Source organism: Anaerobiospirillum succiniciproducens DSM 6400 (genome assembly GCF_000482845.1).
Taxonomy (GTDB): domain Bacteria; phylum Pseudomonadota; class Gammaproteobacteria; order Enterobacterales; family Succinivibrionaceae; genus Anaerobiospirillum; species Anaerobiospirillum succiniciproducens.
The window spans coordinates 81,081-96,433 of record NZ_AXWV01000012.1; the positions used below are offsets into that span (position 1 = coordinate 81,081).

The 15,353-nt window shown below is 43.2% G+C and carries 9 protein-coding genes; 5 read left to right on the plus strand and 4 right to left on the minus strand.

Annotated features, from left to right (window positions below):
* Positions 1-237: 237 nt before the first annotated feature.
* Both asd and H524_RS0101165 read right to left on the minus strand, forming a co-directional pair.
* On the minus strand, positions 238-1,380 hold the full coding sequence (asd, locus tag H524_RS0101160; RefSeq protein ID WP_027938907.1) for an aspartate-semialdehyde dehydrogenase: 1,143 nt from the start codon (positions 1,378-1,380) through the stop codon (positions 238-240).
* Between the two features lie 113 nt (positions 1,381-1,493).
* A complete protein-coding gene (locus tag H524_RS0101165) occupies positions 1,494-2,924 on the minus strand; it encodes a hypothetical protein (protein ID WP_027938908.1) in 1,431 nt (476 codons plus the stop codon).
* A 652-nt stretch (positions 2,925-3,576) separates the two neighbouring features.
* Here H524_RS0101165 and ycaO point away from each other — a divergent pair.
* From ycaO to H524_RS0101185, 4 genes are all read left to right on the plus strand, one after another.
* Positions 3,577-5,352, plus strand: coding sequence for a 30S ribosomal protein S12 methylthiotransferase accessory factor YcaO (gene ycaO, locus H524_RS0101170; protein WP_044121187.1), 1,776 nt, complete (start codon positions 3,577-3,579; stop codon positions 5,350-5,352).
* Between the two features lie 334 nt (positions 5,353-5,686).
* Entirely contained in the window at positions 5,687-6,316 is a 630-nt protein-coding gene (lolB, locus tag H524_RS0101175) for a lipoprotein insertase outer membrane protein LolB (RefSeq protein ID WP_027938910.1), read from the plus strand.
* Positions 6,317-6,331: 15 nt separating this feature from the next.
* On the plus strand, positions 6,332-7,183 hold the full coding sequence (gene ispE / locus H524_RS0101180) for a 4-(cytidine 5'-diphospho)-2-C-methyl-D-erythritol kinase (protein WP_027938911.1): 852 nt from the start codon (positions 6,332-6,334) through the stop codon (positions 7,181-7,183).
* Positions 7,184-7,597: 414 nt separating this feature from the next.
* On the plus strand, positions 7,598-8,548 hold the full coding sequence (locus H524_RS0101185) for a ribose-phosphate pyrophosphokinase (protein WP_027938912.1): 951 nt from the start codon (positions 7,598-7,600) through the stop codon (positions 8,546-8,548).
* Positions 8,549-8,894: 346 nt separating this feature from the next.
* Here H524_RS0101185 and H524_RS0101190 read toward each other — a convergent pair whose 3' ends face one another.
* Together H524_RS0101190 and H524_RS0101195 are read right to left on the minus strand one after the other, a co-directional pair.
* The gene (locus H524_RS0101190; RefSeq protein WP_027938913.1) at positions 8,895-10,424 is read right to left on the minus strand and encodes a hypothetical protein; all 1,530 of its coding nucleotides are present in this window, start codon (positions 10,422-10,424) and stop codon (positions 8,895-8,897) included.
* Between the two features lie 672 nt (positions 10,425-11,096).
* A complete protein-coding gene (locus H524_RS0101195; protein ID WP_027938914.1) occupies positions 11,097-13,784 on the minus strand; it encodes a hypothetical protein in 2,688 nt (895 codons plus the stop codon).
* 1,358 nt (positions 13,785-15,142) lie between these two features.
* Between H524_RS0101195 and H524_RS17230 the strand changes: the two genes are divergently transcribed.
* Positions 15,143-15,353 (plus strand): hypothetical protein (locus H524_RS17230; protein ID WP_027938915.1); only part of this gene is annotated, 211 nt, incomplete at its 3' end.

The following is a 15,353-nucleotide window of genomic DNA, read 5'->3' on the forward strand; positions in this document are numbered from 1 at the left end:
AGTTCCTTTAGCAAGCATAAGATTTTGTTAGCATGACGATAGTATACAAACTAAACCTTAGCTGAGGTTTAGATTTCTGGCTTTTAGTAGTTTTACTAAATATCAAATGCGCTCCTTTACGCTATTGTGATTACAAGGCACGTAAAAAAGGGCTGTCTATTTCTAGACAACCCCTTTAGATTAAGTGCTGAAATCTTTTTTGAAGCGTAAGGTGCTAATTACCTTGTATGTTGGCGATTACTTAACGCAAAAACCACTGCACTCGGTAGCATCAACGATAAGACGCAGCATACGACGCAGAGGCTCTGCTGCACCCCATAAGAGCTGATCGCCTACAGTGAATGCAGACAAGTAGTTATCGCCCATCATCATCTTACGGATACGACCGATTGGTACAGTTAAGGTGCCTGATACGTATGCAGGGGTGAGCTCCTTTAAGGTAATCTCTTTTTCGTTTGGAACAACCTTTACCCAGCTGTTGTGAGCGGCAATTAAAGACTCAATCTCGCTGACAGAGGCGGTCTTTTTGAGTTTGATAGTCAAAGACTGGCTGTGGCAACGCATGGATGAAATACGTACGCAGTTACCATCAACAGGAATAGTTGCAGGTGGAAGACCTAAGATCTTATTGGTCTCAGACATACCCTTCCACTCTTCTTTAGACTGACCATTATCAAGCTGCTTATCAATCCATGGCAGTACGGAACCAGCTAAAGGAGCGCCAAAGCACTGAGTCTCAAAAGACTCTGAGTTCATAGTGGCACGAACTTTCTTCTCAATATCTAGAATATTGGCAGCTGGATCAGCAAGCTCAGCCTTTACAGAATCGTGCAGCTGGCCCATCTGAACTAAAAGCTCACGCATGTTCTTAGCGCCCGCACCAGATGCTGCCTGATAAGTAGATGAAGAAACCCACTCAATGAGATCTGCTTTAAACAGACCTGCCATAGCCATGAGCATTAAGCTTACGGTGCAGTTACCACCAACGAAGGTCTTAATACCGTCATTTAAAGCACGATCAATTAGACCTTTGTTTACTGGGTCAAGAATGATTACTGCGTCATCTGCCATTCTTAATGCAGAAGCTGCATCTACCCAATAACCCTTAAAGCCAGCCTTCATGAGCTCTGGATATACCTTGTTGGTGTAATCACCACCCTGGCAGGTTAAGACGATGTCCATCTCTTTTAAAGCCTCAATGCTGTAGGCATCTAAAAGAACATCAGACTTTAAGTTGACACAAGCAGGTGCTGCAAGACCTGCCTGTGAAGTGGTGAAGAAGTAGTTATCGAAAAGATTAAAATCGCCCTCAGCTCTCATTCTATCCATGAGAACAGAGCCAACCATACCACGCCAACCAACTAAACCTAGCTTTAACATGAAATGTGAACCTCAAAATAGACCGCCTCAGTAATGTCAGCGTCCTTTAAAGCTCGCAGTTAACTAGATTAGTTTAGCAAGTGGTGTAACACTTAAGCGTAGCTAAACTTTAACTACTGTGGGTTAGAAGTTGGACACTTATCAATGCTGTATTGGCGGAAGAAACTTCTGTCAGTGGCCTCTAATAATACAGTTACTTTGCGTCCTGATGAGATAATACTGTGCAGCAATGGATTTTTGCACAAGCCAGGTGCATTTTTCTGAACTTGATCTAGCGCTGCCTCTTTTTGGTGCTCATCTAAACCTGCATAAGCTGCAGGATCTTTTTCAAAGTAGATCTTAAAATCTTCAGTTCGATCATCGATTCGAACCATAGAAGTATGCTGATCAATAGTTAAAGGCAATGCAGCCTTTAAGCTTTCGATGGTTTCAGCCTTACGGTCAACAAAGAACTCGCTATAAGCCATGTAGCCTACTAAACCTAATGCGACTACGCCGATGATCTTAACGTTACGCATTACTTTCGCCTGAGCAATGGCACGACGCTCTTGCTGCTTTTCGATGAGTGCCTGATATTTGCCATAGAAGCGAGCACCACCAGCACTGATACTTTCCTTTTCGCTTCTTAGCTTCTGCAGCTCTTCAAACTCCTCAGAAGAAAGCTTATGGAAAGACTCAATAGCGCCCTCTTTCTCTTTAATTTCTTCATCAGTGAGAACTTTACCCTCAGCTTCAGCTTGGCGCTTTTTCTCTTCCATACGCTCTTGTGCAGATTCAGCATCAATATTAGCTAGGGCTGCTCTCATGTGTGGAGGCAGTCTAAATGGCTCATAGGATTCACCACGAGCACGGGCGGCAGTATCTAAAGCCTTATGGAAGAAGCGATTGCCTCCGGCTAAAGCTCTATTCTCCTCCTCAGTAATACGTGGTCGACCAGTATAAGCAGAGACGTCATCACCCATCTTAAAGTGAGGGACATCCTCTCCTTTATACTTCACGCCGCTTGCCTTATCAGAGCCATCTTTTGCTGAGGCTACAGTAGAGGTAGATGCTACAGCTGATGCAGATGCTGATACTGCAGCCGATGCAGATGCTGATGCCGAGGCAGCAGCCTCACCTTCAGTTTCATTAACAGCACTTGTCTCAGATGCCTTATCTTCTATGGCTATATCCTCTGCTGCTACATCCTTATCTGATGCTACATTCTTATCTTCTGAAGCATCCTCGGCTACGACCTCATCTTGTGAAGTAGCCTCGGCGGTATCTGCAGCGACTTGATCTTCAGCTGCTGAATCATCAGATGCTAAAGTATCTACCGCTTGCTCATCAGTAGAAGCTAATGAGTTTGAGGTATCGGTATTCTTTTCAGACTGCTCTTGGGCGCTCTCATTTACAGATGCAACTGAGTCAGTGGTGCTAGCACTTGTAGCTACCTTAGCAGCAACTGCATCTTGACCCTCAGCTTGAGCCACATCGCTAGTGTTAATAGCGTCATCATTTTGCTTGAGCTCATTGTCTGTCACGCTTTTATCGGTATGACTCATCTGAAACCCCTGATACTTTCTGATGGAAAATAATTTATAACGGCAAGCCATTGTACCAAAGATATACATAGAACTAGCTTAGGAAGTACTGATGCAGCACCTTTATGCAAAAGAGCATCGTTTTGCTCACAAAAAAGTATGTTTAATTAGGCATTTGCATGGAGGTGTTGATATCAAGGCTTAGTTAGATAGCTACCAAATAAAACTTATAGCTGATGGCAAAACAGCATTTGTTTGCTGTTTTTAACAAAAATACAGGGCTAATATGCTATGATCTTAGGTCGTTTTGAGTAAGGCAAAAGCTAGTTTTAGCATGTCTTTGACAAGGTATTTTGGGCTTATTTATCGGCTCTCTAGGCACCTAAACACAAGTAGATTTCTAGACAAGTTGTTACTATCTACGCTTTGGTATTAACTGTTTTTGCTGCCCCTTGGTCTTACAAACTTTTTCATTGAAAAATGTTTTTGGCATTGGCAAATAGTTAGCTACCTATCTTCTCTGGTTTTACAAAGCCTCATTGCTAAAGCTATCGACAACTGCGCTTACTTATTCAAAGATTTCTTTATTTGCACCTACACATAACACTGTTAGTTCTGTTTAGTCAGTCACTTAGGTAAGGTGCCTTATCGTTTCATACTCTTCAGGGTTCTTATGACAACAATTGCAGGCAAAGATGCATCTTTAGAAGATTCTCTCAGTCGTTTTAAGCAAATAGCAGCACAGCTCAAGCTTGAAATGATTGAAGACACATGGTTAAACCCACTGCCTGACCTGTGGTCAGTTCACCTTTCTTTAGCTAAGTGTCCAGCCATTTACTCCAATGGCAAAGGTTCAAGCAAGGACGCAGCCTTATGCTCTGCTTACGGTGAGATCTTTGAGCGTCTTGCTACTCATATGAGCTTTGCAGACTTCTTCTTAGGCGGTGACAACGCTGAGGATAAGTTTGTTCACTTCCCTGATGAGAAGTGGACTGAGATTAATGAGGATGAAGATGGCACTCCAATTTCTAATGACATCCTCAACGTCAAGCTGCGTGAACTCTATGGCAATCAAGGCGAGCTTACTTTAGAGAACCTTGTTGATATACAAAGCTGCTCTTTTGAGCGTGGTGTCTGCTCTATTCCATTTACTAATGCACGTAATGGTGAGATCGTTTACTTCCCAGTAAACCTCTTAGATAACCTCTACGCATCTAATGGCATGTCAGCAGGTAACACTGAGTATGAGGCTTTAGTACAAGGTTTATCTGAGATCTTAGAGCGCTATGTAAAGGGCAAGATCATTCGCGAAGGTTTAACTTTGCCTGAGGTTCCTGAGAAGGTCTTAGAGAAGTACCCTAAGTCACACGCCACCTTAAAGGCGCTGCAAAGTGATGAAATCAAAGTTATCTGTTATGACGCATCTTTAGGCGGCAAGTACCCTGTAGTGTGTGTAGTACTGTTCAATCAGTCTAATGGCACCTGCGTAGCATCCTTTGGTTCTCACCCAATCTTTGAAGTCGCTTTAGATCGTACCTTAACTGAGCTGATGCAAGGACGCACCTTTAGTGACTTAGATGGCTTTGATGAGCCAAGCTTTGATCTCGAAGAGACCGCTTCTGTTGTTAACATCGAGAGCCACTTTGTTGACTCTACTGGCCTGCTGCCAATGAAGATGTTTAACAAGCAGCCAATGTATCGTTTTGTTGCTTGGGACTTTAATGGCAGCTCTCACGATCAGTACAAGGCTCTGCGCTACATTATTGATAAGCTCGGTTTTGATATTTATGTACGCACTTATCAAAACTTAGGCATTCCGGTTTATCGCATCATTGTCCCTGGAATGTCTGAGATCTATCCATTTGATGATCTCATCTACACCAATACCAATGCCAACATCATCTTCCAAGAGGCAATCTTATCTCTGCCAGAGTCTAACGAGGATGCTGATACTTACTCAGACTACTTAGATGAGCTAGAAAATGAAGGTATTGATGACGATGCCCCTGTAGCCAAGACCTTAGGTATCCTGCCTGATAAGGGCAGCCCATGGGAGACCTTGCGCTTTGGTGAGCTTAAGTGCTTAATTGCTCTTGAGGCTGAAGATTACGAGCAGGCTTTAGACTTTGCTAAGTGGACTGTACTGTTCAACCGCAACGTCTTTGATCTCAAGCGTTTACGCTTCTATCAGTGCCTAATTAAAGTCCTTACTTGCTTAACTAAAAAGGATCTCAAAGAGGCCGATTACGACAATGCCTTTGCTCTTATCTATGGCAAGGATGTCTATGAGAACGTTCGCGCCCACATCAAGCACGAAAAGCGCTTTAATGGTCTTAAGGCATCTGATCTTCAGATGTCAGGCTTTGAGCAGCACCGTGCCATGATTGAGGTCTACGAGATCGTTAAGAACGCCAAGATCGCACTTAGCGACAACGCCACTAGCAACTAATCGAGCTTTTGTCCATGTACAAGCCTAAGCTGTAAGCTGCCCAAGCGTAGAGCGTATGTAAGTGGCGCTAGCAGTAAGCTTAGAGCGTATGTAAGTGGCGCTAGCAGTAAGCGTAGTGCATGGCAAAGTAGCTTATGCATGCCCTATCCTAGAGTTAGGGCATGCCCATATTCCCCTCATCATCTAGTCCCTGTGCGCTAACTCTTGTTTATCTCTACTATGCACTAGATCTATAGTGTCTTTTTTTTCACCTTACGACGTAATCTCTCATGCTAGGCTAAGGCTACTCATCTATAATCTGCATATTGATGTTTGATGCATACAGGAGGGAGTAATGTCCGTCAGAAAACTTAAGCGCACCTTTAAGAGCCTAGCTATAGCCGCAATTATTGGCGCAACACCTATAGTATTAAGCGCTTGTCAGAGCGTTGAAAGTGGTGCCATGATTACTGATGCTTCTTTCTGGCAGGATATGCAAACTAAGCTTAAGAACATCAAAGACATAAGCTTATCTGGCCGAGTTAAGTTCTCATCTCCAGCACAAAAGTTCTCTGCCACCTTCCAATACTCAGGTCAGGACTCTTCTAACTACACCTTGCGCTTAAGCTCTACCTTGGGCAATGAGCTAGCCTTATTAAAAGTTACTCCATCAAGCGCCATGTTAACTGCAGCAGGACGTACTATTAGCTCTCCTGATGCTGAGACTTTATTTGCCACAGCTACTGAGCTTAATCTGCCACTTAAAGAATTTCATAGCCTCCTTATCGGCATTGCGCCTAACGAGTACAGCCAATTTACCCCTGAAGGCATTTTAATGCAGTCACAGGTACCAGGCTTTATCATCAACTACCGCAATTACATGACTGTAGAGAAGGTGGCCTTACCAAGTGAAATTGAAGTAATTGGTAACAATCTGCACATGATGATCACTCCACGCAATGTGCAAAAGATTGAGTATCGTTAAGATCCAGAGGTGTGTATGTTTCAAGTGCTCTCTCCGTGCAAGCTCAATCTGTTTTTATATGTAACTGCAAAGCGTGCTGACGGTTTTCACGATCTCCAATCTCTGTTTTGTATCTTAGATCATGGCGATACCATGCGCTTTGATGTTAAGGACGATGGCAAAGGTGAGTTTAAGCTACTAAACGACATGGGCTTTGCAGTTGAGGATAACCTCATTTATAAAGCCTGGAAAAAGCTCACCACTGTCAGTGGCAAGAACTTTAGTGCAACTGTTGATGTTGACAAGCGTTTACCGATGGGCGGTGGACTTGGAGGCGGCTCTTCAAATGCTGCTACTACCTTATTAGTCCTCAATCACTTAGCTAATCTTGGCTTTGACAATAACAAGCTCTGTGATATTGGTGCTCAGCTAGGATCAGATGTGCCATTCTTTGTTGCTGGCCACAGTGCCTTTGTTGAAGGTCGTGGTGAGGTGCTCAACGCAGTAACGGTTCCCGAAAAATTCTATTTAGTCATCACACCACGCTGCCATATCTCAACCAAAGAGATCTTCACTAACGAAGAACTTAAACAGCATTACTCGCCTGTACGCAGTTTTGACGAGCTTATGGCAAATGAATTTGGCAATGACCTCATACCAATTGTCAGAAATAATTACTGTGAAATTGGACACACTTTAGACAGATTGGTAAAATATGGAGTTGCTGCGATGTCAGGAACTGGAGCTTCTTGCTTCGTCTCATTTGACAGTGAGCAGCAGGCTCAAGAGGCATTATCAGACTTCAAAGCTGACTTTGAATACGATGCCTTTATCGCCCGCTCAGTAAACGTCTCACACGTCATCACAGCACTTGCATCTGCTAAGTAATAGCAAACAGATCGTATAACCTTATCACTCCTGTACGTGGTCATTACAAGATCAGCGCTAAAAGCTTAACGCACTTAGCCTATACAAAAGATCACGGACAATCCTAAAGAGCTTAGTTACACTCCTATCCATGGGCGGCTAGCTTTAGCATAGTAACTAAGCGTAAGTTACTCATTTGGTTTTAGACTCAACTATCTCGTAATACAAGTTAATTTGTATCACGAAGTTTTGTTATCGCTGTCAAATATGGTTTTAACAGCATCTTAAACTCAATTTGAGTAAACTTGGCTTGTTTATGCGTGAGTGATTTAAATTTCTTTGCGTAAAGTTTGCTGTTTTAGTGGTAAGATAGCGCCGACTCAAAGAGGCAAAGTAATTTGCTTCAATGTTCTATATTATTCTCAGGACTCTTGTATGGCTGATATGAAGTTATTTGCTGGTAACGCTACTCCGGAACTAGCAAAAAAGATTGCCGCTCGACTTTACACCCGTTTAGGAAATGCAACCGTCGGTCGTTTCAGCGACGGTGAAGTCCAGGTTCAGATTAATGAAAATGTTCGCGGCTGCGATATCTTCATTATTCAGTCGACCTGTGCACCGACCAATGACAACTTAATGGAACTGATTGTCATGATCGATGCTATGCGTCGTGCTTCAGCAGGCCGTATTACCGCTGTTGTTCCATACTTCGGCTATGCACGTCAGGATCGTCGTTTACGTTCTGCTCGTGTACCAATTACCGCTAAGGTAGTTGCTGACTTCTTATCTTCTGTTGGTGTAGACCGCGTTCTGACCGTTGATCTTCACGCTGAGCAGATCCAGGGCTTCTTCGACGTTCCTGTAGACAACTGCTTTAGCTCTGAGATCTTCGTAAGCGATATGCTTGAGCAGAACCTCACCAACCCAGTAGTTGTTTCTCCAGATATGGGCGGCGTGGTACGTGCTCGTGCTATTGCTAAGCTCTTAAACAACGCTGACATTGCTATTATCGATAAGCGTCGTCCACAGCCTAACGTATCTGAGGTTATGCACCTCATCGGTGACGTTAAGGATCGTGACTGTATCATCGTTGACGACATCATCGACACCGGCGGCACCTTATGCAAGTGTGCTGATGCTCTGAAGGCTCGTGGTGCTCTGCACGTAATGGCTTACGCTACCCACCCAGTATTATCAGGTAAAGCTCTTGAGAACATCGCTGGTTCATCATTAGATGAGTTAGTAGTTTCTGACTCCATCCCAGCTACTGATGCAACTCGCGCAATCTCTAAGATTCGTTACTTAACCTTATCTCCAATGCTTGCTGAGGCAATCCGTCGTATCAGCAACGAGGAGTCCATCTCTGCAATGTTCGGTACCGTTTAATCGTACTTTTGCACAGAGATTAAAGCTTTAAGCTTTAAAAACAGGAGCATGCTCTAACGGGCATGCTCCTGTTTTCGTTTGGGTAATAGAAAATTACCGAGCGCTATCTGCAGCTATAAATGAGCAAAGGTCTTAGCAAGCTTAAATTACTACCTGCCTCGGCAGATTCAAATTGCAGACTGCTGTTTGCAGGTACAAAATTATGAGTCGGCTTGTACAGGTACAAATTGCAAACTGCTGTTAGCAGTTCAAAATTAGTTTTTGCATGCTACAGAGACAAAAAAGCCGAGCTAAGCTCGGCATTTTTTTCTCTTAAGCTGCTCTTGTCGAGCATGCTTTAGAATGATTAGCGGTTACCTGAGGTGATCTGCAGGGAGATCATGAACTCATTGGCCTTAATGATAGCGTCCTCATAAGCTGCCCATAAACGAGCAGATGGAACTTGATAGGCCTTAGCGTATTCAAATACACCCTCAAGATTATTGCTTTCCATATCCTCAAGACACTGAATGGTACGGCAAACCAAAGACTGCTTGTTGTTAATCATACGAGTAATAGCAAACAGATAGCGGTCTGCAGAAAGCTCTTCAGAGGTCTTTAATAAGATTTCTGGCAGCAAGAAGAACACACCAGTTTGGAATGCATAGTGACGGTCTTCAGCTGTAGCATTAGGAGAGCGCTTAACTACATAGTCAGTGAAGTAACCATGCATGAGCAGACGACGATATAACTCATCAATAACATGCATAGATGAACTCTGTACGCACTTGATGTAGTGAGTTAATAAGCCGTGCACTAAGATGGTAGTGTAGTTAGGAATTGGATCGTTCTCAGTTAAGTAACGATAGATATCACTAAGGTTACCTAAGACACGTAAATCTACTTTCTTGAAGCGGTGTACGTGATAGATAACGATCTTTAAGATAGCACGGTTTTCTGCTAAATACTTCTTAAAGACTGGATAGTTAATCTTTGGTTGGAAGAGCTCGTGTACTAAAGACATGATATCAGCCTGGAAAGGCTCAAGCAGTGCTGGCGACTGCTTAAATGTCATAGTACTACTACTCATTGGAGAGATAACCAAATCAGCTCTGTAGCTGGTGGACATCTTGAGCAAGGTGGCTTCATTGGTGCCATAAGCAATGATCTTAAGCCATGGAGCCTTAACCTTAAGCTTTTGGAATACTGCAAGCTGCCAAGCACCTTGATTACCCATATTGATCATGACGTATTCAATATGCAAGATGCCCTTAAGCCAACCGCGCTGCATCACATCCATTAAATCTACGGCAAAGCGAATACCAAAGCGCTTAATCTTGGACATGAAGTCAACTACTTGTACGCTAGGCTCCTGATAAGAAGGAATCTGCAGTACTAAACGTGAAGCAACGCCTTTTTTGACCAGACCAATTAAGGCTGGGTTTACTGGCATCATAACTAAAGCCTTAGCCTTAGTGCCTACGAAGTTGACAATAGAGCGGTTAATAAAGAAATCGTTCAGGAGCGGAGCAACGTGCTGAGGAAGCACACGATCAGTAATGAACTTGCTACCTGATGAGAAACGCAGACGATACATCTGTACAACGCGGTGAGCATCATATACAGGTGTACGTGCAATGAGGTGGCAGGCATTTGGATTGTTACCTGCTTGCGCTGCTGCGTCTGCTGGAGATTGTGGCGCTTGTGCACCAGCTTGAGCAGGACGTGCTCCTTGCGGTGCGCCTGCTGGTCTTTGCGGTGCCTGGCCCGGACGAGCCTGTGCAGCACCATTCGCGCCTTGGGCACGAGCTGCCGCAGCAGCTGGCTGTGCTGCTGGATTGCGAGGTGCACCCTGTGCTGGGGCTCGCTGCGGTACTGCTGATGAATTACCTGACATCTGCTCTTTCCGGATGTACAAAACAAATACAAGGGCTACACACTAAGCTTAATGCTTTTGAGTGCAACACGAAACTCTATCTAGTTCGTGACATGTAGAGTCTAAATGATCTTTGGCATAAGAGAAACTCTTATCTATCGCCAATGAGAACTACATGACATAACTAGGGTACTAAATATGAAGCTTTCTTTAAAGTTAGCTAGCATATTTTTGTTTTGAGCTTGTTCACAGTGCATCACTTTAGGTCGTCATACCAAAAGCTAGAGCTATCTATAAACAGCACAATTTCTTCATGATAATACAAAGATCATCATGGTAGAAACATCGGCATGAAAAGAAGAGATACTCACTAAAGCAGAGTCATTCGTCTTTCCTTGCATGCTTAAATTAGTTTGTGCATGACGAGGGAAAATGACACCTCGTCAATAACAATTACAATTTGCAAATGCAGTGCCAAACAAAAGCTGACGTAAAAGCTTGTTTCCTTTCTTTTCACGTCCTTAGCACTACATCACACTCTACTAGATTTTAAAAAAACCACTTAACAGTTGGCCTAATAAAACTCACTGTAGAGCATTTAATTTTTTAAATCAAAGTTTCACTTCATGAAACCATGTTTTTAATAAACTGGGCTCTTAAACTACGCTTGTCTAGAAACGTTTTTAATAAAGCCTAGCGTCCTGCAACAATATTGAGCACTAATAAGACCTCATTAGTACGCATGATGGCCTTTTCGTGGCTAATGAGCACAGATGCAGGAGGAATCTTGTACTTCTGAATGAAGGAGAAAATTCCACTAAGATTGGTGCTCTCAATAGCGTTGATACACTCGATAATGTCAGTGAGAAGCTCACTTTCATAAATACGATCGAAGATATCAGAGTATTCGTCATTTGAAATGACGTCCACCTCTTCTTGCAGTAAGAACAGGTGTAATAAAGAGAACATACCGGCAGCAAAGCCGTATCTCTTTAAATAAGGATCGTTGAATACTTTATTTAAGTACTCAATGAAGTAGCCGCGAATCAGTGCCTGTGAGAAGTTCTCCTGCAGAATGTACTGTGAGGAGATGGTCATTGACTTGACATAATGCAGCATGATGGCACGACCAGCCAAGATCGCAAAGGAACGGCTAGCGCTTGAATCAAGCAGATAGTTGTACAAGTCCGAGGCATTTTGTACCTGACGAGGTGAGGCGTGACGGAAGCGGTATAAGAATACAGCCATATCACGGCTTAAGTCGTCATGACGGCTTAAGAAAGATTGGAATGGAGAGTAATTAGGATTCAGCGCAAACAGTGCGTGAATAAGGGTTAAAACCTCATCCTGCATTGGCTTGAAATGAGCTGGGTCCTGATTAAACTTGAATTGAGGGTTTACAAAAGGCGCATCAAGATAATCAATCTGATGACGATTTAAGTAACCATAGCCCTCTGTATTAACGTCGTTATAGCCAATGGTCTTAAGCCATGGAGCTTTAACCTTCAGACGCTGGAATACCTGTAACTGCTCTGGCACCTTGGCGCTCAGATCAATCATTACGTACTCAATACTTAATACAGCCTTATTCCAATCCTTCTTTAAAAGCAGCATCAGATCAATAGCGAAGCTCATACCTGAGCGACGTAACTTGGTCAGAATATGCAGTGCAGATGGAGTTACTGGCTGTTCTGGGCAAATACGTAATACCATACGGCTTACAGAGTAACGATCTAAGTAATCTAATAAGTCGTAGGTAATTGGCATCATTACCAATACGTTAGAGCGGCGTCCAATGAAGCATGACACACCACGACGGATAAAGTAACCGAATAAAACGTGGTAAACGTGCTCACTCTTAAGAGAGTTTACCTGGAATAGTTTTCCGGCGGTAAACTTGAGCTCGTACATGCTAATGTTGGAGCTTGAATCATAAATAGGAGTACGTGATACCAAGTGACAGCGGTTATTAGAACGCTTGAGCTTGATAAGATGCTCAGGAGATAAACCTGGGTACTCTCTTGCTAACTCTTCTATAGACTTCTCTTGATTAGTCTTTACGCCAGCTCGCTGATTTCTTCTCTGTTCACTCATACGCGATGCATGTGACCTTGTTGACTCATCCACAGGAACTCCTGGTGGTGCCTTGGTAGGTACAATATCATCATTAGGAGCTTCTTGTGCTGCTTTAATAGTACTCTGGAACTTATTATAAGCCTCAGTAGATGAAAATCCTTCAGCTGATACAGTAGGAGCCTGTGAACCGCTTGGCTGATCGAATAAAGGAATATATCCGCCTTTAAGCTCGGTACGAGAATGACCGCCACGCACGGCTACACCAGCCGGAATGCCTTGCTGAGAGCGAACAAATGAAAACTTTGATTGCTGCTTGTATGGAGATGCATTGCCTTGCTTTTGTGCAATAGCCTCTAAAGCCATACGTGCATCATTCCAAATGCTATCGCGTCTATCCTTAGGAATCTGCTTACCAGACACACGATTAGCCAGCATGGTGCTCTTAGTTGTGCGCACGCTGCCAGAGGAAGTGGCCTCAGTAAGATCATTTTGAGTATTGAGAATTTGCTGACGCTGTTCACGCTGCAGATTTAAGATGTTCTGCTTTTGACGCTCACGCTCAGCACGAGCCTTTTGGAAACGCTCTTGCTGTTCTTTGAGCTGACGACGACGCATTTCCTGTAACTGCATCTTGCGCAGAGCAGGAGATGAAGAAAGCTCTCGAGGTTTGACTAACTCAGCACCACCAACAGCTGTACGTGATGCATTAGATAAAGAACGGGCAGCGAGCTCTTCTTCTTTGCGCTGCTGAATGTAACGCTCATCAGCGGCAGTAATGACAGAGCGATTGCCTCTAGCTAAAGTGCCATACTCGCTATCGTATTCTTCTGGTGAAGATGTACCCACAGCGCCACTAGATGGGGTGCCAACTTGACGTGCGTCGAGATACTTATCTGAATAAACAGGCATTGATCCCTTAGCTGCAGCCATCTCACTATCGCTATAGATCTTTCCTTGACCACCGATAACGATTGGACCAGTACGTGGGCCTTGGTTAACGCGCACAGTAGAACCACCAAAGCTGGTCTTATCAGCTAGTGGATCCATATCAAGCTCAACACTAGAGCCTTCACGCAGCTTTTCAGCGTCTGATTGCTCTTGATTGCGGCTAGCCTCAGAGAGCTGCTCGCTAGTAGACTTCAGGAGATCAGGATTAATACCGTAGGCGGCGAGATCTTCTTTAGAACTAGCATCTTCGCCCAGGTCAAAGCCCTGGTCATACCACTCTTCGTTCTTTTTAGAAGACAGTCGACTGCGATCTACGATTGTCGGGGTTTGACTTGCATTATCACGAAAATCGGACATAGCACACCTGAAAAACCTGATTGACTACCCAGAAACAAAATACATGGTCTGCAAACATTACCAACAAAAGCAATGCATAACTTAGGCACACAAGATCATAAGATTATGTTGCATTCACTTAACATGTACCATGTAAAGCAAAAACTAAGTTTAATGGGGTGCAGACACCACATCAGATTATAACGTTTTAGCAAGGGTGATCTCGGATCATTCACACAAGATTGTGACATTGAACAATGTCACTTTATGCGATCTTGCCATCAAATCCCCTAAATGTTGCAATAAGATCAAGATTGCACACATATAAGGTTAATTTTGAATAAGACCAAGATCGTGTGACCAAAACACTACCTCACAAGGCGCATAAGAGCACATCTTAATGAAGTGAGACTCGCTAAGAGATCTGATCAGACTAAGCATTTTTGCATCTGCCCATAGCAGGTCTGTAAGTTAAGATCACCACTCGTGTAAAACGCTCTTAAGCTAAGCGCAATCGTCTAAAACTTAAGAGAAAGTAACGTTCCTTACGATGGCAAAGATTAATTGCCTTTAAGATCACCAGCATTTAATGGCTAGGCATAACCATATGCTCACCACTAAGGGCCCACAGCAAACTTACAAGCGCAACAACTACTTTGCTACACTTAAGATAAGATCGTAGCCAATTGAGCCACTAGAATCTTGCTGCCTTTACTAAAAGACATATTTAAGATCGTGGATATAAAGATCATGGCTTAAAAGATCGTCATGATTCATGAGCATAGGTTAAAAGAACTCACAGCCTTAGCTAAACGCGTCGTTAGTATAACTAAGTCATATAAGATCACTAGTCATGGATCAAAACAGTGCTTAGCTAAGCTTGCTCAAATGAACCATAGCAGTAAAAAGATCACCGCTAACATTAGATCAAAAATCGCAACCTAAAATTAAAACATATGCCGATACTAATGAGGGCTCAAAACCTCCTCATTGATACAACATGGAATCACAAAGATCTAAACTTCCCAAAGAAAACTAAACGTCCAATTTTACAAATGATAATTATTATCATGTGAAGATAGGAGTTAGCACAAAGCCCTAGATGATTGTTATGCAGCCAATGTTTGCATCTTTAAGCACACGCACAACAGCTCATCTTGTGATCTCCCCTTTGATCTCAAGCTCAGCACAGCGCCACAGCTACACCTGCCTTACTCAAGACTCGGCTATTCTATCCTCGCCTATCCTGGCATGGCCTACCTACTCCTTTGATCATATAACGATCAATATTGATATATATAATCATTGAATATCCCTTGTTTTATCGGTCAATATATAATATAATCACCTATCCATTTATTGACCGAGTACATAACCCCATGAAAGACTTCCTACCTCTACCATTCGACCTACCTGCAATCAAAGTAACCCGTAATGGAAAGTATTCGTATCTAACAACTTATCTGTCTATCTGGGAACCAGCCGTACTCGATGAAAATGGCAATGTTATTAAGAAGGGTCGAGCTCGTACAACGAATCGTAAAACTGTAGGCAAGCTTCTTTCAGAGGGCCTATCTGGTCTTGTTAAGT

Bases quoted from the DNA above. Each gene is read 5' to 3' on its own strand.
- asd (WP_027938907.1), bottom strand. From the start codon at position 1,380: ATGTTAAAGCTAGGTTTAGTTGGTTGGCGTGGTATGGTTGGCTCTGTT.
- H524_RS0101195 (WP_027938914.1), bottom strand. From the start codon at position 13,784: ATGTCCGATTTTCGTGATAATGCAAGTCAAACCCCGACAATCGTAGAT.
- ispE (WP_027938911.1), top strand. From the start codon at position 6,332: ATGTTTCAAGTGCTCTCTCCGTGCAAGCTCAATCTGTTTTTATATGTA.
- H524_RS0101185 (WP_027938912.1), top strand. From the start codon at position 7,598: ATGGCTGATATGAAGTTATTTGCTGGTAACGCTACTCCGGAACTAGCA.
- ycaO (WP_044121187.1), top strand. From the start codon at position 3,577: ATGACAACAATTGCAGGCAAAGATGCATCTTTAGAAGATTCTCTCAGT.
- lolB (WP_027938910.1), top strand. From the start codon at position 5,687: ATGTCCGTCAGAAAACTTAAGCGCACCTTTAAGAGCCTAGCTATAGCC.
- H524_RS0101190 (WP_027938913.1), bottom strand. From the start codon at position 10,424: ATGTCAGGTAATTCATCAGCAGTACCGCAGCGAGCCCCAGCACAGGGT.
- H524_RS0101165 (WP_027938908.1), bottom strand. From the start codon at position 2,924: ATGAGTCATACCGATAAAAGCGTGACAGACAATGAGCTCAAGCAAAAT.